General features: G+C 58.9%; 14 protein-coding genes, 1 tRNA gene and 1 riboswitch. Of the genes, 2 read left to right on the top strand and 13 right to left on the bottom strand.

The window, feature by feature from the left end:
- The first annotated feature begins 132 nt into the window (after positions 1–132).
- Positions 133–2,739 carry a DUF7933 domain-containing protein gene (locus tag E8K79_RS15175; protein ID WP_136515435.1) on the top strand — a complete coding sequence of 869 codons (2,607 nt, stop codon included), beginning with the start codon at positions 133–135 and terminating at the stop codon, positions 2,737–2,739.
- A gap of 142 nt (positions 2,740–2,881) precedes the next feature.
- A tRNA-Pro gene (locus E8K79_RS15170) sits at positions 2,882–2,958 on the top strand.
- A gap of 223 nt (positions 2,959–3,181) precedes the next feature.
- Here the strand turns inward: E8K79_RS15170 and E8K79_RS15165 are convergent.
- The 13 genes from E8K79_RS15165 to E8K79_RS15105 all read right to left on the bottom strand — a co-directional run bounded on the left by E8K79_RS15165 (position 3,182) and on the right by E8K79_RS15105 (position 20,547).
- Positions 3,182–4,477 carry a right-handed parallel beta-helix repeat-containing protein gene (locus E8K79_RS15165; protein WP_136515434.1) on the bottom strand — a complete coding sequence of 432 codons (1,296 nt, stop codon included), beginning with the start codon at positions 4,475–4,477 and terminating at the stop codon, positions 3,182–3,184.
- A 552-nt stretch (positions 4,478–5,029) separates the two neighbouring features.
- Entirely contained in the window at positions 5,030–6,325 is a 1,296-nt protein-coding gene (locus E8K79_RS15160) for a right-handed parallel beta-helix repeat-containing protein (RefSeq protein WP_136515433.1), read from the bottom strand.
- A 318-nt stretch (positions 6,326–6,643) separates the two neighbouring features.
- On the bottom strand, positions 6,644–6,943 hold the full coding sequence (locus E8K79_RS15155) for a hypothetical protein (protein WP_136515432.1): 300 nt from the start codon (positions 6,941–6,943) through the stop codon (positions 6,644–6,646).
- 234 nt (positions 6,944–7,177) lie between these two features.
- Positions 7,178–7,903 carry a hypothetical protein gene (locus E8K79_RS15150; protein WP_136515431.1) on the bottom strand — a complete coding sequence of 242 codons (726 nt, stop codon included), beginning with the start codon at positions 7,901–7,903 and terminating at the stop codon, positions 7,178–7,180.
- 26 nt (positions 7,904–7,929) lie between these two features.
- Positions 7,930–9,249 carry a hypothetical protein gene (locus tag E8K79_RS15145; protein ID WP_136515430.1) on the bottom strand — a complete coding sequence of 440 codons (1,320 nt, stop codon included), beginning with the start codon at positions 9,247–9,249 and terminating at the stop codon, positions 7,930–7,932.
- 69 nt (positions 9,250–9,318) lie between these two features.
- Positions 9,319–10,764 carry a hypothetical protein gene (locus tag E8K79_RS15140; protein ID WP_162604678.1) on the bottom strand — a complete coding sequence of 482 codons (1,446 nt, stop codon included), beginning with the start codon at positions 10,762–10,764 and terminating at the stop codon, positions 9,319–9,321.
- A gap of 105 nt (positions 10,765–10,869) precedes the next feature.
- On the bottom strand, positions 10,870–11,727 hold the full coding sequence (locus E8K79_RS15135) for an aspartate/glutamate racemase family protein (protein WP_136515428.1): 858 nt from the start codon (positions 11,725–11,727) through the stop codon (positions 10,870–10,872).
- A gap of 79 nt (positions 11,728–11,806) precedes the next feature.
- A complete protein-coding gene (locus E8K79_RS15130; RefSeq protein ID WP_136515427.1) occupies positions 11,807–13,492 on the bottom strand; it encodes a phospholipase B family protein in 1,686 nt (561 codons plus the stop codon).
- A gap of 24 nt (positions 13,493–13,516) precedes the next feature.
- Positions 13,517–14,503 carry a hypothetical protein gene (locus E8K79_RS15125; protein ID WP_162604677.1) on the bottom strand — a complete coding sequence of 329 codons (987 nt, stop codon included), beginning with the start codon at positions 14,501–14,503 and terminating at the stop codon, positions 13,517–13,519.
- A gap of 110 nt (positions 14,504–14,613) precedes the next feature.
- Entirely contained in the window at positions 14,614–16,032 is a 1,419-nt protein-coding gene (locus E8K79_RS15120; protein ID WP_136515425.1) for a hypothetical protein, read from the bottom strand.
- A gap of 29 nt (positions 16,033–16,061) precedes the next feature.
- Entirely contained in the window at positions 16,062–17,711 is a 1,650-nt protein-coding gene (locus E8K79_RS15115; protein ID WP_136515424.1) for a hypothetical protein, read from the bottom strand.
- Positions 17,712–17,864: 153 nt separating this feature from the next.
- Positions 17,865–19,370, bottom strand: a complete 1,506-nt coding sequence (locus E8K79_RS15110) for a hypothetical protein (protein WP_136515423.1) — start codon at positions 19,368–19,370, stop codon at positions 17,865–17,867.
- 183 nt (positions 19,371–19,553) lie between these two features.
- Positions 19,554–19,631: riboswitch (cyclic di-GMP riboswitch) on the bottom strand.
- Between the two features lie 454 nt (positions 19,632–20,085).
- Positions 20,086–20,547 (bottom strand): YaiI/YqxD family protein, encoded by a 462-nt coding sequence (locus E8K79_RS15105; protein WP_136515568.1) that lies wholly within the window; start codon positions 20,545–20,547, stop codon positions 20,086–20,088.
- Between the last annotated feature and the right edge of the window lie 75 nt (positions 20,548–20,622).

The raw sequence follows: 20,622 nt of genomic DNA, 5'->3' as shown, positions 1-20,622 counted from the left end.
ACCAGCAGACCGTCGTCAAGCCTCGCGTTTCCGGGCGGCGGCGTACCATACGCTGTGAGCGTGGACGCGATAGAAGCGCGGCCGCAAACCGCGTAAAAGCTTTTGTAGCGGCTTCACCTGTAGGAGAAGTAGATGCCCAAAGATTTCAACAAACAAAAAAGCCGTCCCGGGTTCCGATCATGGCGTCGCGCCTCCTTTGCCGCTCTTTTCTGCGTCATGGCCGCGCCCTCCCTCGGTCAGGCTCTCACCACCAGTGCGTGGCAGGATCAGACCTGCGTCGGCTACCGCACTGGCGGCCTAAACTGCACGGCCGGGGAATTCACCATAGCCCCCGTGTTCACGGCGCAAGCCAACACCCCGCCGTTTTGCACACTGGGGAGCGACTTCCGTTTCAAGGTGGAGCTTGGGCTCTCCGGCACCAACACCGACCGCTACGATGTCGGCTTCTTCGTTGGTCAGCAGGGGAACGATCCGCGCGACACCACTCCGGGCAACATCTGCTCCGTAGCCACCTTCCCCACCAGTCCGAGCCCGTGGCTCAACCTGGACGGGGACGGTTGCGGCGACTTCAAGGGGGGGGCGAACTTCATCACGACCGTCGACGAGATAAAGGTCCTCTGCACCGGTGACAGCTCCGGCGCCCTCAAGATCCCCTATGTCGTCACCTACTGGCAAAATCCCGGCAACGCCTGCACCGGTCCCGGCGACGTCAGCAATGGCTCACCCGCCAAGTGCAACTCCGGAATCGCCACCGTAGCAGGCAACGTCTCGGTTTATAGCGGCGCTTTCGTCGACGTGACAAAGCAAACCCTTCCGGGCGGCAGCCCCCAGTCCTTCACCTTCACGGCCACCGGCCCGGCAGGCTCCAAGGTGATTGTTCTCACCGGAGCCACCCTGTCGGGGACCTCCGCCACGGGAGGTACCTACACTCCTGCGACCGTCGCTGCCGCAAGCAACAGCATAAGCTTCACCCTGCACGATAATGAGACCGCGCGCGTGTTCATCACCGCCCTCGCGACCGACCAGACCCTCACCATAACCGAGACGGCTGCCGGCGGCGACTGGGACAGCACCGCCGCGATCAGCTGCGCGCCGGTCGCTGGGAGCCCGCCCCTCAGCACGAGCCCTGCGGACCGCAGCATCAGCGCTACGCTGAACACCACGAACAGTGGCGCGGCCTGCACCGTCACCAACACGAAGCGTCCGCGCATCACCTTGGTGAAAAACGTTGCCGGTCGCATCAGCACCGGGGACCAGTTCACGGTGAGCGCAACGGGCGGCGGTACCCTTTCCGGCACCGCATCGGCCACCACCTCAGGCACCCTAAGCAGCGTCAGCACCCTGTTCAACTCTTCCCCGGATGCCACACTAACCCTGAACGACGTGAAGGCGACGGGAACCACAGAAGCTTCAAAATACGCGGCTACCCTTACCTGCAGCAACGCGTACACCGGCACGGGTGCTACCCCAGCAGCGAGCCTTCCGAACGGTCTTTCCGCCACCAGCTACACCTTCGCGCCGAAGGCGGGGGATGAACTCACCTGCACCTTCACCAATAAGCCGCGCCCGACTCTCACCAAAAGCTACACGAGCAGCAACATTGCGGTAGGGGGAAACAGCACGCTGACCTTCAACGTAGTGAACGAGCCGACCTCGAAACCGGCCCAGTCTACCCTTGCCTTCACGGACACCTTCCCCGCAGGTCTGACGATAACGGGCATCACCGGCATATCCGGCACCGGTTGCAGCGGCACGCCCTCCTACACCGCCTCGTCCGTCGCCCTCTCATCCGGATCGATGACCCAGGGCACCTCGACCTGCAGTTTCAGCGCGACGGTGCGCGGCGATACGGCGGCCTCCTACCTGAACAACAGCACGAGGTTCAGCGGCCAAGGAGGGGGACTCGACACGAGCAGCACCAGCGCAACGCTCAACGTATTCACCCCTCCGGCAACGGCGAAATCCTTCGGGGCCGCCAATGTTGCCCCCGGTGCACCGGTCGGCCTGACGCTTGTTCTCACCAATCCGGCGGCCAACGCAGCCCCCCTGACCGGCGTCAGTGTCACTGACAGCTTCCCTGCCGGGATGGTGCTGCGCGACACGAGCACAACCTTCATCCCTGCCAGCTGCGGCAGTGTAACCAACACCTCCGGCGGCCAGATTGCCGCGAACGACGGCGGGGTTCGCTTCTCCGCGGCGTCGCTCGCCCCCGGTGCCAGTTGCCAAGTCACCATGAACGTAACGGCATCCGGCACGGGAACGGTGACCAATACCACCGCGGCACCTCTCGCCACCGGTCCCGTCTCACTCACCGGAATCAGGGCCTCCGCCGCCGTCAGCCTTTCGTCGATGCCCCTTATCTCCGTCCTCAAGACCGCCGACCGTGCCACTGTAGATCCGGGACAGGACATCGTCTACACCATTCAGTTGGTCAACAGCGGTGCCGGTGCCGGGAGCAACGTGGTCCTCACCGATGACCTCGGTCCTTACACCTCAATCTACCTGGGTGGCGGCACACCCTTCGGTTTCACCGACAGTACCCCTGCCTCCGGAGTCTCCCTCGGAGCCCCTCAATATTCTAACGACAAGGGAGCGAGTTGGACCTACCTTCCGGCTACCGGCGCAGGCGGCGCACCTCTCGGGTACGACGGCAACGTCACCGGCTGGCGCATACCGATGACCGGCAACATCAGATCCGGCGGGAGCTTCACCCTCCAATACCGGGTGAAAGTGAAGTAACAACGACGCGATTCCAAGGGATTGGCAGAGTCAGAAATAGAAAAAAGTGAACAAACGACCCCACCCTTTTCAAAGTGCTTGACATAGAGGCAGGAAAGCTGATATATCTCTCCTCCTGATTGACCCGTCAGAGTTTCAGAACCGGAATGTAGCGCAGCCTGGTAGCGCACCTGCTTCGGGAGCAGGGGGTCGGAGGTTCGAATCCTCTCATTCCGACCATTATTTAGAAAAGGCCCTTGACATCCGCCAAGGGCCTTTTTTCTTCATCTCTCCGACCTTTTCCGGTCCACGGAAAAGATCCCTTTCTTCGCCTAGCCTCTCTCGAATCAGCCCCCGGGAAACCGCCTCGCCGCTTAAACTCCAAGCCTGAAGTCTCTTCTGCCCGTATGGAAACACTGACAGGCAAGCATGCGCGGCCAGGGGAGGAGCCCAGGTCAGTGCCTCATTTCATTGGGTGAGAGGCAGCCGGATTCAGCTCGGCTTCGACGTACCCCATATCCGGGATCCCGTCGACGACTCTCGGGTTCCCTTCAAAATCAGTGGCTGGAAGAGCGGTTGCATTGAGGGTCCCTGCATTGATGCAGGGAGAGTGCTGCCGTAGTAAAAACTTGCCCCCCTTGAACATCGGATCGGCGTTGATGTTGCCGGCGCCGGCAAAGCCCCCCATGATGTCTGAATAGGTGACCTCGACGCTATCGGAGCGCAGCACTTCTATCTGATCCGGAAGGTTCCCCCATATGATGGAGTTTTCAATTCGAACGCGCACCCCGCTCTCATCAACGGGGGAGTTGCAGTGTATGGCCCCACCGCCGACTCTGGCCTGGTTGTGGACGAAGGTGCAATTGGTGAAGACGCCCGACGGGAACACCTGGGGGCAGTAGACTGCGCCGCCGAGCTGCGCCTCATTGTCGATGAAGAGACAGTTGATGAATACCGGCCCCCCCCTGTTCATCCAGATCGCGCCGCCATTGAGGCCGGCGCTGTTACCGATAAAGGCGCAGTCGAGGATTCTGCCGAGATAGAAGCAGTTTATGGCCCCTCCGGACCCTGCAGACATATTTCTGGTGAACGAACACCCCTCGATGCTTCCATTCGTGTCGCCGCCGCTGATGGCGCTGCCGTCGTTGGAGGAGACATTCCCCGTGAATTCGCAATTCTTGATCTCAAAAGTCCCCTCATGTATCAATACCGCTCCGCCCCTGTTGTCGGTAAGCTTGCAGTTGCTCACGTCGATACTTCCGGAGATGGAACTCTCGACGATTGCGCCACCCAGACAGCGCGTGATTTCCACTCCGTCGACGATCAGCCTGCCGGCTGATTGCTCTTTCACGATTCCCCGGAACCGGTTTTCGCCGTCGATGACCGTCTTGTGCGTTTTCCAGTCCCTTTGCGACAGCTCCACCTCCTTGCCGTCAAAGCCGCCGTAGATGCGTGGCGAGCCGGTGACATGGAGCTCTGCCGGGAGGTGGTAGGTGCCGTGCCTGATCCATACCTCGTATTCCTCAGACCAGGGCGGCAGGTTCTGCGGGAAAGCGGCCTGAAGGGAGTCGAATGCGGTAGCCCAGGATTTCCCGTCGCCACCGGGCCGCGCATTCAGGTCTACTCGGTAGACCGTCGTTGTTTGTGCTTCCTTCTGAACGGCAGTTTGAGTAGGCTGTGGCTCGGACAGGGTAGAATCTCCACACCCAGCCGACAAGCCCATAGCGGCGACCAGCAGGATCTTCGTCCACGTCCTCATTGTTTACCTCCTTTGATCGGGTAGTGATGGCACCGAACTGCACCGAACCAGACCATGGTCTTGCCCAACAGTAGGTCCCGGCGACGAAATGTCAACACCCACCCCGCGGCCTCCCACCCGCAGCGCCCTCCCCGAAATCACAAGAACTTCTCTCCCCCACCCAAGAGAATAGGCAACAGTAGGGGCAAGCCACTCCGTTCTTTCCTTGGTCTCTTCCTTAATTTTCGTGTACTAACCTGCCCTTGGCGCCGTTGGCCTTCGGGTGCATGGGCTGCAGTTCACTGCACCTGCTTCGGGAGCAGGGGGCGGAGGCTCGACCCCTCTCATTCCGACCCAAAAAATCAAGGCCTTTGGCTAACGCCAAGGGCCTTTTTTCCCGCCACTTCGGTCCAATTTCGGTCCACGAAAAGCTTTCTTTCCTCGCCCAGCCTCTCTCGCCCCCCCCCGGAAACCGCCTCGCCGCTTAAACTCCAAGCCTGAAGTCACTTCTCCCCGCATGGAAACGCTGACAGGCAAGCATGCGCGGCCAGGGGAGTGGTCCAGATCAGTACCTCATTTCGTGGGGTGAGAGGCAGCAGGATTCAGCTCGGCTTCGACGTACCCCATATCCGGGATCCCGTCGACGACTCTCGGGTTCCCTTCAAAATCAGTGGCTGGAAGATCGGTTGCATTGAGGGTCCCAGCATTGATGCAGGGAGAGTGCTGCCGTAGTAAAAACTTGCCCCCCTTGAACATCGGATCGGCGTCGATGTTGCCGGCGCCGGCAAAGCCCCCCATGATGTCGGAATAGGTGACCTCGACGCTATCGGAGCGCAGCACTCCTATCTGATTCGGAAGGTTCCCCCAGATGATGGCGTTTGCAATTCGAAGGGTCACCCCGCTCTCCTCAGCGAGGGAGTTGCAGTGTACGGCCCCACCGCCGACCCTGGCCCGGTTGTGGACGAAGGTGCAATTGGTGAAGAAGCCCGACGGGTACATCTCGGCGCAATATACCGCGCCGCCGTGCTGCGCCTCATTCTCGGTGAAGAGACAGTTGATGAATCCCTGGTTGATCCCCCTGTCCATACAGATCGCGCCGCCATCGAGATCGGCGCTGTTACCGATAAAGGCGCAGTCGAGGACTCGGTCGAGATAGAAGCAGTTTACGGCACCTCCGGACCCTGCGGAGATATTTCTGGTGAATGAGCACCCCTCGATGCTTCCCCTTGTGCTGGTGCCTCTGATGGCGGCGCCGTCCTTGGAGGAGACGTTCCCCGTGAATTCACAATTCTTGATCAGAAAAAACCCCTCATGTATCGATACCGCTCCGCCCCTGTTGTCGGTAAGCTTGCAGTTGCTCACGTTGAGTCTTCCGGAGATGGAAGTCGTGACGATTGCGCCATCCAGACAGCGAGTTAATTCCACTCCGTCGACGATCAGCCTGCCGGCTGATTGCTCTTTCACGATCCCCCGAAACAGGTTGTCGCCGTCAATGACCGTCTTGTGCTTTTCCCAGTCCCTTTGCGACAGTTCCACCTCCTTGCCGTCGAAGCCGCCGTAGATGCGCGGCGAGCCGCTGACACGGAGCTCTGCCGGAAGGTGGTAGGTGCCGTGCCTGATCCATACCTCGTATTCCGAATCTGGCGACAGGTTCTGCGCGAAAGCGGCCTGAAGGGAGTCGAATGCGGCAGCCCAGGATTTCCCGTCGCCACCGGGCCGCGCATTCAGGTCTACTCGGTAGACCGTCGTTGTTTGTGCTTCCTTCTGAACGGCAGTTTGAGTAGGCTGTGACTCGGACAGGGTAGAATCTCCACACCCAGCCGACAAGCCCATAGCGGCGACCAGCAGGATCTTCGTCCACGTCCTCATTGTTTACCTCCTTTGATCGGGTAGTGATGGCACCGAACCGCACCGAACCGCACCGAACCAGGCCACGGCCTTGCCCAAACAGTAGGTCCCGGCGACGATATGTCAACACCCGACCAGCGTCCCCCCACCCGCATGCCGACCATTAATTGAAAAGGCCCTTGGAGAAATCCAAGGGCCTTTTTCGCTGCCGTTCATCATGATTGTAGATCGCACTTCCGTACCATCACGCCGCCGCCATTCACCGGCGCCTTGTGCCGCGTCCATGGCACTCCGTGCATCCCTGCAGGCCGATCCAGCCGGCCGTACCTTACCCGATATCTACCGATGCTCGCTGTGCTCCGGGAAAAGCTGGACGTGAAGTTCCGTCTGATCCAGGTCCCACGCGCCTGCCCCCATGATGCCGATCGCGGGGACGAGGAAAACGGCTGCGCCCACGACGTCCAGCTTTCCGGTAGCGTTCAAATGGTGGTCGATCAGCCGGGTGTAGGTTTCAAACCCTTTTTTCTCCGCCTCGACCTCGATGGTCTTGTTGCGCAGCACCTCGATGGTAGCGGGACAGTCGTGCCTGTTCCCGTTTACCCTGAGGACCGTACCCTTTTCATTGCACGTGATGTTCAACGTCTGCGTTTCGGACCTGAATACGGAGCACCCCGTGGTGCAAAGCACCAACCATGTGACCATAAAAAGAAGACAGCTGCGCAAAAGTTCCTCCTGACATCCATTACATGAAAAATTTTTCATTGAATACATCTCGATGACACTATATGTCAAGAACAAGATGTAATAGAGGGGGCTGCGGGCTAAGGCCATCCGCGTTTCATCGTTCTCTATCCTGCTCGCGGTTTCGTTCCCTCAATACGCATCGGATTTCAACGGCGCACATGCGCCCTGCACGTACTGATAGCCTGGCAGAGGTATCCGGTACTGGTTGCTTACGAAATCCCATGTCCCGATCGGAGAGCTTGACATGATCCCTCCATTGTTACCGGTACAGCTGCCAGTGGTTCCCAGAAACGCCGTATCCTCCACCTGGCAACGACAGCTCAACGGCCTCTCCGGGTCGGATGGATTCTGGATTTCCGTGCATGGCGCGCCGTCGCAGACAGCCCAATTCAAGTCCCCGCTGTAGCCCGGCGCGCTTTGATCGCAACCGACCGGCTTCACCTTCAAAATATCGCACCACCCGCGATAGGAAAAAGTCGAGACCCAGTCATACCTGACGTTGTCCACCTCGTACTGTCCGTCCCTGATGGCCTTGCAGACGGGGGCCTCGTCAGTATCGCAACGATGTCTCGTGGTGCATCGGGCGAGGGTCAACCGTTTGACCGCGACATCCTGGATATTCGATGTTTCAACGATGTGAGGCTCGTTCACCCTCATGCAGTCGCAGTAAGCCTTGTCGCCGTTCATTATGCAGTCGGGGGATGCCGTACAGAGGGCGTGCCATCCGGTACACACGACAAATGCCTGAGGCTCGTTGCGTTGCGGTACGTCCTGCGCGTAGGCGTTGGCGCAAATGAAACCGGCCATCGCCAGGAACGCGAGCGGTTTGAACACTACACTTCCAATCCTTCTCATTGTTCCACCTCCTGCGAGATTGGCCATTATCGCTCCTTCATGCAGGCTTGCCAGCCGCCGTGCATAAAGGTCGCTTTATCGCACCAGACGGCGACCGGGTAGTAATCGCCCATCGCGTCCTGGGAGCATGGCCCCTTTTCATCCAGAACGCTTCGGTCAGGAAGGCTCTTGAAATCCAAATCGAACGGGCAGCGGGCCCATGCCTCCTTGACCGCATAGTGAAAATCGTCCGATACCAGCGTGTTACGCAAAACCAAGAACTTGGGATACTGCTCGTCACCATACGGCAGCCAGTTGATGTTGGGGCTCAACCAACCCGGGCGCTGGCGATCGTCCGATATGACGATCGTATAATAGCCTCCTTCGAGCCGTGTCGTCAGATCGGTTGCGCAACCGATGAGCGAAAGCGGCACGGCGAAGTCCTGCTCACAAAGCGCCCAGTAGCGCATGTCGACGCTCCGGAAGCCCCGTGACGGCTCCCAGATCGGCGCGCCGTTGAAGGTATCGGGAACCCCCGGCGCCTTGCCGTGTATGACGATGACCCGCCCCGGTTGGTATTCGTCACCCGGCCACATCATCATGTATTTGCCGTCCGGATTGGGCCACAGGATCGACGGCGGGTTTGCCGGTGAAGCGAACCAGAGCCGATCGGTGGCCGGCGTGCCTTCAATGACCTTCGGGTCGAAGTTCAGCGGGAAGAGCAGTTGGGCCAAGGCACTGATCTCACCCCACTTGTTGACCGTCTGGCAGGTGTCCAGTTGCTTGCCGGTCCCGCTTCCGTCCGTCAGCGTTATGGTGGGAAGCGGCACCCCGCCCATCAGGGCTTTGCCGGTCAAGGCCGGATCGGCGTTCGGTACGTACATGCGCAGGACCACCCACACGAGGTCCGAGGAAACCTTGATGGTATTCCCCGAGCTGGGATCGGAGCGCGAGATCACGACCGTATAGGTGCCGCTGCGACCGCCCGGCGGGACGAACGGGTTGCTGCTGCCCGGATCGGGGGCGATCTGGGCATCGTACAGATGCTGCTCTACGAGGTGGAATCCCTGATTGGTGTTGTGTTCAGCGTCGTAACCGAGAGTTTCGTAAGCGGTGATGGCAAAATACCGGATTTTGGGATAGGTGCCCTTGATGGTCATCTTTTCGTACCGCGTGTCGAAGGGCATGATCCAGTAACGGGCAGCACCGTCAGGGCCCTGCACATTACCGGAGCCTTCGGGCGAGAATACGAGCGGCCACCCACAGCCTCGAGCATTGAACTCCACGGCGCGTGCGTCACCGGGATGCAGCAGTAACGCGAGCGCGATGAGGCAGCCGAACGTAGCGATCCAGGCAGATACTTTCATCGTTTCCTCCTTTGCCGGCCGGAAGGCAAAACCGGCCCGGCCCCAGTCCGTTGTTCATGTTCAGTCGCTTTAAGGACGCGGCGAAAACTTGATGATGCGGTCGTAAAGCATCTCCTGCGTGGCGGCTCCCACTTTGGTCGCAGGTTCAAGGTACATGCGGAAGTACACCCCCAGAATCGTGTTGTCATCGAGTTTCACGCGCGCGCAGGGGGCGGACAACGGCACGCAGCCGGCTTCGTTGCCGCAGTTGCGCGACGCCTTGTACACGTACATCAGATGCGCATCTGGATCCCCGGCGGCGAGGTAGCTGTCGGCCGAGCCTACCGGAAGATCGTCGTCGAAAAATCCGCCTAAAAACGCATTCCATTTCTGATGCGGGCCGTCCTCTTCCATGTAACCGGTGGCGTAAAAATTGACGTTCATGTACGTCGTTTTCCGGGTGGCGACGTGATTGGCGCCATAAATCACGAGATACTCGTCGTCGGCCAGCGTGAGAACGTCATTGAGATTGGATTGCGGCATCATCCAACCCGCATCCAGGACAAATCCATCCCGGGTGCCGCCATCTGCCCATGTTTTGCGTTGCAGGTTGTCATAATCCTCGTAGCAGGCTACCGCGGAGAGAAACTCGGTTGCATACATGCCTGGATTGGCAGCGATGATGCCCGCGCGGAGCTCCGCCAGCTTGTTCATCAGGTGCATCTCGCTTTCTCCCGTTCCGCGGACACGCAGAGGGGGCATAGGGAAGGGTTTGGCGATTGCCGACGCGCCTGGCGTCACCCGGAAGAGATGGAGGTTCTCCGGCGAGCCCTCGATGTAACGCGTGCCGGCGACCGGATCTTCAAACCTCGCCGTGCGCAGCGTGATCTGGAAGTCATCGGCGGTGTCGCCATGTCCGAGCTTCAGCATCGATGCGGGGAGCACGAGGGTGTTGAAGATCGCCTCCGGGTAGCCGGCGCGCCTGAGCGCCGCACGAATTGCGGCATCGGTACCCTGGTCCGGGGTCAAAATCAGCACAAAGGGAGTGTTGAAAGGGGTAGGTCCGGCGGTTTTGATGGTGGCGTTGTTGACGGCATCTCCCACGGTGCCGAAGATGTCCGTTTTTTTTAGGCCGCCTTCCTTGTCGGGGTAGAACCGGCTGTAGATATGCGCGTAGAAGGCGAAGTATTTTGCCGATGGCGGGGTCTTTCCTATCAGCACGATCGCTTCGTCATGCCGGACTTTGAATTTTTGTGTCAGCACCGGCGCCTCTCCCGGTTTCGCGGCCTCTTTGGGGACGCTTGGGATGAGATAGAGACCGGAGTTCGACATCACGGCGTCCGGGAGGTTGCCGGCGCAAAATTCCCCCAGCGGGTTATAGACCGTTGCAACGCCGGGGGTCACCGCAAAGCCATTTTGTTTGAGCGTTTCTTCGAAGGTAACCAGGGCGCGCTCCGGTGCCTCTTTCGAGAACGCACAGGGCGCCGGCAGCAACAAAGCTGCCACCATCAAGGATAAGAATATTTTCCCTCTCATACCCGTTACTCCTTCCTTTGGTCACAGGATGTGTTTTTCTCTCCTCTTTTTCGGCGCTCTGCCGGATTTCACAGCGTTTTCCTGCAGCAAGCATCTGACTATCTGCTATTCACCATTCAGCGAATATTCGACCGCGGCCTCCGAATGTATTTGAGTCGTGTCGAAAACCGGTATGGAAACATCCTCCTGTTTGATAAGCAACGGAATCTCCGTGCAGCCTAAAACGACCCCTTCCGCACCTTCTTCTTTCCGGAGGCGATCGATGATTTTCTTGAATCCCTCCCTGGATTCCCGTTGCACCTTATTGGCGCACAATTCGTCAAAGATCACGGTGTTGATGTAATCCCGCTCTTTCTTGCTGGGTATGACCACCTTGATCCCGTACCTAGTGAGACGATCCCGATAAAAGGGTTGCTCCATCGTGTACGTTGTGCCAAGCAGGGCGACGGTACGTACCCCTTTTTTGGCGACCGCTTTTCCCGTTGCGTCGGCGATATGGAGCACGGGCAGCCCGACTTGCTGTTCGACGGTGCCCGCAAGCGAGTTGAGCGTATTGGATGCGATGACGATGAAATCCGCGCCGCCTCGTTTCAGCCTCTGAGCGGCATCGACGATGGTTTTCGTCATCAAGGTCCAGTCGCCTTTATCGGCCAGTTTTTCCTGCTTGGAAAATTCGCCGAACTCGATGGAGTACATCAGTAACTGCGCGGAACTCACCCCACCCAACCGGTCACGGACCTGTTCGTTCATGATGCGATAGTATTCAATCGATGACGCCCAACTGACCCCTCCTATGACGCCGATGGTCTTGATGGGACGTTTTTCCGCAGCGGTTGCAGCGGGTGTGTTTTGCTTTTCGCTTCCGTTTTTCTGTACATCTTGCGCGTAAGCTGCGGAAAATCCGCTGACGATCATCATCAGAAGAACCATGAAAGAGCAACAGCGCGTCAAGGTGGTTTTCATAGCTGCCTCCTTTTCCGGCCAATGCCGGGCCAACCATCCGGTCCCTTTTCTCGATCATCTGCACAGCATCCCGGACACCTCACCTTAGATAAAGCGGCATCAGCGTGAACTTGCCGTCCAGGCTGTCGGGCACATCACGCAAGGGTTGCCAGGCCCACGGCGACTCGCTCCAGATGAACGGCTTCCCATGCACGTGGGGAGTACCGTAGAGCATCCAGAAACCGGTGCTCGTGGCTGAAGCATCGAGGACGCCGGCCAACGCCATAAAAGAACGCACCATTTCAGTCGATCCCACCTTGGCGTCGAGCGCCCCGTCCGGAATCTGCTTGGGATAGTCGGTCACCCCATACCCCAGGTCCCAGCGCCCGAAGACGGAGAGGGGGTTGTTCGGATCGGTATAGGTGATGACGTTTCGTGCCGTCTGCAGATTCGTCACCCCGGGCAACCATCTGTTGAACTGCACCCGCCGCTCGGGGCGATTGTCGGTGGATTGGAGATCCTCCCGCACCTGCAGCGAGGCGGGGTAGTTGATCCCCATCAGGTAGTCGGGAGTGACCATCTCCGCGTCGTAATCGGTCGAGCAAACGCCGCCGTCCGTCGAGCGGCTCGTGACCGCGTAGGGGCCGCCAGTCGAGCGGTAGTAAACGAAGCAGCGGTAGGACATCTCCACGAGCCCAGTCTCGCCGGTGTTGGCGTCCGCCAGCATGTAACCGTTCAGATAGCTGCCGGTGTTGTCGAGGGAGATTGCGTCGAAGAACGCGGTGATGGAATCCGAAAACTGCTCTGCAAGGGCCGCCCGCCAGAAGATCCAGAGCCCCAGGGGGTTGACCTGGCTGTGGGACATCCGATGGGTTGTCTCGTTGAACATGAGCCCCTTGTTGTTGTAGCCGAAATCGGTGGTCGAGCCGATCAGGCCGGGGGTCGCCGCGTTGAAGGTGATCATGTCGTTGTTGACGACGAGGGTCTGCGCCATCGACTGGGAAAGGAACCCCGACCAGGTGTTGTGGGTGAGGATGGTCTCGCCCCCCGCGCGCTTCAGGAAGGCGGAACATCGGTCCGGGAAAGAGCCCGTTCTCGTCCCCCCCGGGGGGAGATCGAGGAAAGAGATCACGTCCATTAGGTCGCAGAAGGCGTTCACGAAGTAGACGTCCATGAAGGTGGGGCCGGCGGTCTCATAGCCTAGGAGAAGCTCGGACGCCTGGAAGTAGTTGCCGTTGGGGAGCCAGTTGCCGGAAAAGTCGAGGCCGGCCGGCTCCTCGACGGTGGCGCCGTGGTAGATGCCGAGCATCCGGAAGAGAAGCCTCTTCAGCCGGTGGGCTGTCTCCGCATCCGTCGCCGGGTCTTCGAGGTACCGCAGGAAGGCGGCGTAGTTGGCGTTCAGCAAATCGGCCGCCTTGTCCAGCTCCGCCTGTGCCGGACCGTGCTGCTTCGGAAACGTGTGGTCCGGATTGATCAGGTAGGCGTTGTCCCAGCAGTTGTCCCGGGCCGAGACGATCATCGACCCCTGCAACTTCCCCTGGATGAATCCGGCCCGGTACTCCGCCTTCAGGTCGTTCGCGTCCCTCGACACCACCGTGAGGTTGACGATGTTGTTGATGGTCTGGATCGCGCCTGAGGCGCTCGCGTCCAGCGCGTAGCTCGTGAGTGCGGGAGCTCTCCCCGGCGCCAGGTATGACTTGCCGGGGGTGAATTCCCCGGCGGCTGCCGTCGTGGAGATACCAAGGACAGCGGCCCATAGCAGAAGGATGTACCGTCCGACTTTCATGATGGTTCCTCCTTTCCGACCTCCTTATTTCTTCTGTCGCCGCTCTTGGAAGGTAATTCCGTGATCCTTCAGGCTTTTATCCACGTACAGGACGGCAGCATCGACCTCTGCCTTGTAATCGTCGCAGATCCCCATGGCGCTGAACATGGCCGCTTTGAGGATGTCGACGGAAACGGAGAACCCGAGTTCGGAGAGCACCCCCGTAAGCTGCACGGCGAGCAGTTGCACCGCAACCGGTTCGGGCTGGGAGATGGCCTGTCCCAGGAAGATCATGTCCTTTCGGTGCCCTTTCTCGGCAGCGGTCAACGCAGCGGCTGCGGCCGAGGAGTCGCCGCCGAAGCAGTAGGCCGCGTAATCCTCCGCAAAGGCCTTCACGAAAAGGGGCTGGAACCCCTTCGTGTCGCTCCGGGCCGCTGCGGCCAACCGCCGGCCGAGCAGAGGGGCCACTTCGTTCCCGAGCCTTATGTCTATCGCTTCTTCCACGATCGCGTGGGCGGTCAGGAGCGCCATGTCGGGGTCCATGCCGAGACTCGCGAATGCCTTGCCGAAAGTCTGCTCCGGGTCGGCGGGGTTTATCGGAGCGTTCAGCAGTAGCCTCGCCTTCACGATGATGTACCCGTCTTTCTCCCCGCATGTCTGGCAGGAGGTATGGGCTACGTGATCGGCCCCCCATTGCTGGTTGTGACTTACGAACCCGAAAGCAAGGGGCTCTTCGGTTTTTGTCTCCGCCGCGTCCCAGACCTTCAGGAAGGTGTCGGCGTAAGTACCCTGGGTCTGATCCCCTATCCAGCCGGGGCACAAGTCCGGGTCGAACACGAAGTTGTACATGTCCGGCGCGACGCTCCCCCACATCTCTTTCAAGTCGTCATGCCCCGCATGGTTACCCAGCCGGTCGACAATGTAGGCATGGGTCGCCTGGTTCCAAGAAAACGCCACTGTCGGCATCACGAGGAACAGGCAGCACAACAATCCCAATGCCATGATAGGTTTCTTAGCACCCTTTCTTTTCATCTCGCTAGTCCTCCGTGGTCATCTCCCCTCAACCGATCAAAAGTGCGGCACCCGGCGGCGAAAACATCGGTTGACCGGCCGAGGGGATCTGCATGGACCAATGTCCTTGGCTATTTCTTGAAGTGGATCGCACGGTCCCACAATATTTCGAACCAGTACGGCCCTACACCCGTCTCAGGTTCGACATAGGCACGAAAACCCAGGAACAGATCATCATCCAGGCTACCCCTTGGGCAACAATCCCCGAACGGGCAGTTTCCTACCGGAATCTGCTGGACCTCCAAGCATTCCGTCGCAGGAAGTCCGCCACAATCGCGTGCCACTTTGAAGGCATAGAGATGTTTGGACATCGCCTGATATTTGCCTAGATCGTAACGATCTGCAGTTCCGTTGATTTCTCGGCTGTTTTTGCCCGCAACCCCCAATTCCATCGCTGCATGGTACAGGGTGAAATTGGAGTAGGTCGCTTTCCCGGTAGCTTCATGATTCACCCCGAATACCACCAGGAAATCTTCAGGGTTACTGCCAAGCTTGAAATCGGCCGTTTTCAGGTACACGGTATCCCTGCACTCGCCTATGAGGTTCGTCCCTCTTTGGAAACCGTCCAGCCATTCAAGCAGCCAAATACCGCTTTGGAGTTTTTCGGCCTGATACCCGGGGTTAGCCGTAACAATTTCCGATTCCAGACGGTCAAGGGCAGGCATAAGATCGGCTTCCGTTTTCCCTGTCCCCCTCACCAGCATTTGCGGTGTGGGGTAAGGGTCCAGCTTTGCGGGCTTCTCCGGATAGGTCAAGTACAACACGCTGGCCCACTGGCTTGAGGTATCCATGTAGTTGTTGAGGTCGTCCTGGTTGGCAGGCAGATACATCCTTTCGACGAAAATGAGAGTGTCGGCCTTTTCATCCTTACCCAACTTCACGACGGATGAGGGAACCACCATGGTGTTCATGATCGATTGCGGAAAGCCCGCTCGCATCGCCGCGTTTAGAACACTCGCGTTGGTGCCCTGGTCCGCGGTCATGACGATGATTACGTCTTTGTCGAAAGGATGTTTCTTATCAATCGTGTTGATTCGGGAGTGGTTTATGGTGTCTCCAATACTTGAGAAAATTTGCTTTCTGTCTTTGCCCTCTCCGTTGTAACGGCTGTACACAAAACCCGTATAGCTAAAGTAAGCAACGGGCGGGGGCGTCTTTCCGATAAATATCACCGCATCATAAGGCTCAAGCTGCATTTCCCGCCCTACCCGCACCCCCTCATACGGCTCGCTTATCACCTGGTACGGGGCCGCAGCATTGTTGCCGAACGCCGTATCGGTGAGTCCGTTGCATACCCAACAAGCGAGGTTAACGGGTCCGAAGGCATCTGCCCAACGGCTCACTTTAAATCCTTGCTGCTCCAATTGCTTCTGGAACACGACGACTCTTTTGTCCGTCACGTGGAGTTTCCCATCTCCCTGAGCAAAGGCGGGATTTGCAGCCACCAATCCTGTAAGCAGTATTGTGAACAGCATTATTTTCGCCTTCATGTCGGTTCTCCTGTGTTTCTGAGCGCCCCTCAAAGCGCCGGACGCATCCCCTTTGTGCCATCGAACTGGATGGAATACGGGGCGAGAACCTTCAACGGGTCCGGTCCGCGCGTTGTACCGGGGGTCATGTAGTTCCGCTGCAAGATTTTGATGGTGCCACCGGCAGGAACGAGCTGCCTCGGGACTTCCTCACAGAAAGGATAGAGCCCGCTGCAGTCCCGCGCGTAATAGTAGACGTAGAATTTTTTATACAGCTGCGGATCTGACAGTGCGCCTTTAAACTTCTCCGCACTCTCTTCGAGAACAGGGTCGTCACTGTTCAGGACGCCGACGAGCTGCGGGAACCAGTTGACCGCAAGGCTCGTGTAGGTGGCATTGCCGGTTTTGGTGCCCAGCGTCCCGACCACTGCGATCACCTGCCCCTCATCGAGCCGGTAGGTTCCGGCACTGATCTGGGGCTCGTCATCCATGTTGTCGCCCAGGCAGTTCATCGGGCCGCGCGGCAGCGTGATGTTTTCCGCCGGGTCCGTGGGGGGAGGACCGTCATACCCCAAACAGTGCTGGCCGACGAGGTCGACCCAGCCGGTAAGGCTCTTGAACTGGGCTGTCGGCGCGTCCGGCCGCTGACCGGCGCCGTCCTGGCGCCAGTAGCTCTTGACCGCCGCCACGAGGCTATTGAGATCGCCCTGCAAGGCCGACTCGTCGAAGTTCCAGCTCTTCGTCTCGTATTGCTGAATCTTGTAAGGCTTCTGAGCCTGGCCGCCGTTCGGGGCCCGGACCCGGAGTATCGTCAGTGGCAGCTCTTCGCGCCACTTCTCACCCAGAACAGTGTCGTTCGGCATCGAGTAGCGAATGTACGTGATGAAATCGTCCGCCTCAGGGCCATATCCCAAACGAAGCAGTTGCGGTTTGGCCGCGTCGTCCGGGTTGATGAAACCTGCCGGCTCCGTGAAAACCAAGCTCTTGTCGACCCCCGCTTTCTGGAGCGCCTCGGTCATCGCCGTGGCCATCTGCTCGTCGGCCGTGATCACGAAATAACGGGGCTCTCCCCAGACCCCGGCACTCTGGTTGTCGATCATGACGTTGTTGATGGTGTCGCCGAAGCTCGCGATCATCATCATGCGGGTGGGATCTGGCGACGCACCGAAGATGATGTACAGCAGATCCAGTGTTGAGGGTGTATCCAGCTTCGCATACACCGGGTCACTCTTGTTGAGCTCGGTCTGCCGGGTAAAGACGTTCGTCCCCATGCCGAAGTAGCGGGCCGGCGGGGGCATCTGGGCAAGAATCACCAACGCTTCCCTTTCACCCAGGCGGTAATTTGCCGCCATCCCCCTTTTCCCTTGAACGAGCGCATGCTGCAGGCTCCGGTCAACGAATTCGTCCTTCCACGGGGGGACAATGGCCAGCACGTACGGAGCGGTCGGATTATTGCCGTAGCAGAAGCCGACCGACTGCAGCGGCAACTTGCAGTCATCGGCTCCCCACAGCCTCCAGTACCCCCGCGCCACCTCGTACCCCTCCTGCAAGACCGCGCCCTGGAAATTCTGCACCGTCATCTCAAGGGACGCCGGCAACCGGTTCGCCTTGCTGAGCGGGTCCGTCGCAGCGCCTTGGCTGCCGGAGACGGTAATGAGCAGCGTAAAAATACATAGCCAAAACAATTTCGATGCACTCATCGGTATCCTCCTTTGCAGCAGAGACGTCCGGAGCCATATTGGGACGCCCCTGGCCTTGAGAAGCGCGGCTGATCTCCAGCCCCAAGTGCTACCGTGTCACGGTCTGTATCGTGGACCGCCGATGTTGCGCTGCGGGTGTTGAAGCGGCGAAATTCACGGCCGCGAAAACTTGATCATCCGGTGATAGACGACTTCGGTGAAGGCCGGTCCGACGCTCGTCCCCGGCTCGAGATAGGAACGGGTGCCGAAGGCCAACGGCGTGTTTGCCCGGTCGGCCGCGTGCTCGGGACCGTCGAGCTGTAATCTCGAGCAATCGCCGCTAGACATTTGCAGGCAGAAATCCTCGCCGCCGCACTGCCATGAGACCTTGTAGGCGAACATCGAAGAAGCTGCCGGATCGCCTGCGTCAAGATACGCATCAGCGCTGTGCACAAAGTCGGTATCGAAGACGCTGCCTATCGCCAGCTGCGACGGCTTCGCATAGGCATTCAGGTTCATGTACGAGGCTTTGCCGGTGGCGGTGTGGTTGACACCGTACACGACCATGAATTCGTCGTCGGTCAACCTGATATCGTAGCGGTCGGGAAACGATTCGGCGCCGGCACCGACGTAGATCGTGTCGCGGCAATCGAGAAAGGCGCGCTTCATCTGCTGGATGAAATCGTAACCGTCGTAGCTGCCCGGCGCCGACGTGTATTCGGCGGCCACGACGTAACCCATTTCGGTGTATTTGCCGATCACGCTTTCGCGGATCTCGTCAAGTTTCCCCATCAGGCTCATTTCCGTTTTTCCGGTTCCGCGGACGCGCAGCTCCGGGGCAGGGAATGGATCGAGGCCTGCCACCGAGAATGTCTTCGGGGTCACTCGGAAGACGGATATCGGCGAATTTGCCGTGTTCAAACTGGCGAGATAAGCAAGCCCCGCGGCTTCGCCGGCCGCGCCGTTCAGCCACATCGCGTTTCGCCCAAGAAGCATGAGTACGTCGTGCCCTGGTCCGATTCCCAGATTCGCCAACGAGACGGGGATGACGATGGTATTGAGGATTGACGCGGGATAGCCCGCCTTCAGAAGCGCCGAGCGAACGCGCGCATCGGTGCCCTTATCGGGAGTGAAAATCAGCACCATCGGTGCGTTGTACGGCCCGGGGCCCAGCGTCTTGATGGTCGCGACGTTCACGGTATCCCCCAGGCTGGACCCCACGTCCAGACAGTGCGGATCTCCCCCGCATCCCTGGATCGGCGCGGTAAGGAGCTCGACAGGCACGGGCTGGGCGTAAAACTTATTGGTAAGGAAAGGCTGGTAGGAGAAGTAGGTCTCGGGAGGAGGCGTTACGCCGATCAGGACCATCGCCTCATCGGGACGGAGTTGGAAAGCATACGGAATCACCGTGGTATCGCCAGGAAGATGCGGAACCGCTGCTGTCAGATACGGCGCGCCCTTGTTGTTGTATTTGGCGCTGGAGGTCACTCCGTTACAGTACTGCTGCCACATGTCGAGGGACATGCTCTGGCCTGTCCGGACGTCGAATCCGTCCTGATCGAGCGCGTTTCGAAAGCTCGCCAGCGCACGGGAGTCGTGTCCGGTTGGTTGGGCGTACGCACATGGTAGCAGCGACAACACCGCACACGAGATTGCGAGGAGCAGTAATTTTGCCTTCATAACCGTTTCTCCTTTCCTGTTTTCGGTCATTTCGCCTGGTTCTCCCGGGGGCTCGGGTGATCCGCCTCGTAGTGCGCCTTTCCTGTATGGCATCCTGACGCGCTGCCATGCCGGCTGCCCCTGCGATGTCGTTACCCTCCGTACCGGCACAAAAAAAGGCCGAGCGCGCTAGGGGAAATTTCCCTTGGCAGCTCGGCCATCTTCGAACGAAGATCCGCCGCTTTCCGTCCCCTCCTCGCGAAGGGGTTGGCCTTTCAGGATGAAGTTATTTTTTGGTATTTTCCCCTGGCCGCCCCCTGTAAGGGCGGCCAGATTTGCTTAACTCTGGGCCTCGCTCACTCATTGACCTGATTAGTGTGTTTCACTTTCGGTCCGTTTTTTCCGTGGCTGAGTTCTTTGGAAGACTAATGATAGACGGTATCCCGGGCTCCTAATTTTTCAAGTGATGCACAGTTTTTCCCGCGGGACTCGAAAGTCTCCGCAGGAGCGGTTTTCGCCACACTCAGACACGTTTTCGAAACAAATTGCAGCCAAAACTCGAGGCTGTTGAAGATAAACTCTTCGGTAAAGAATTTTCGCATCGCTCAGAAGAGTTTTCGAAAAAACGGAGCGACAACGCGAGCCGCCTCTTACAAAAGTGGACAAGAAAGGCCCTTGGAAAAATCCAAGGGCCTTTTCTAACGGTGGAGATCCGTCCCAAGTGCTGCCCCATCACTCAAACCGGACGCATTCCCTTGTGCATCTGGGTCAGCAGACGATCGAGCGATGAGGCGAAACGCTGACGGTCGGTGAGGCTGAACTGGGCCGGTCCTCCCTGTACGAGCCCCCCATCCCTCAACTCCATCATGAAGTCCCTCATGGCGAGACGCTCGCCTACGTTCTCCTCGGTGAGCAGTTCGCCGCGCGGATCAATGGCGACGGCACCCTTGGCGACAACCCTCGCAGCCAACGGTATGTCCGCGGTGATGACCACGTCGTCCGGACCCACGTGTTCGGCGATGTAGTCGTCGGCGACGTCGAACCCTTTCCCGACCACGACGGATCTCACCAGCTTGGTTTCATGCTTGGCGAGGCTTTGATTGGCAACCAGGCACACCGGCATCTGTAGGCGCTCCGAAGCCCTGAAGACAATTTCCTTTATCACACGAGGACACGCATCCGCGTCGATCCATATCATTACCTTGCTTTCCGCCAAGAATCTTCTCCTTTAACACCAACACTCGAATGATGCGGATTATACGCAACAGGTGTC

Source organism: Geomonas edaphica (assembly GCF_004917075.1).
Taxonomy (GTDB): domain Bacteria; phylum Desulfobacterota; class Desulfuromonadia; order Geobacterales; family Geobacteraceae; genus Geomonas; species Geomonas edaphica.
Note: the sequence above shows the minus strand (reverse complement) of the source record. Positions and strands in the feature narration are given on the sequence as shown.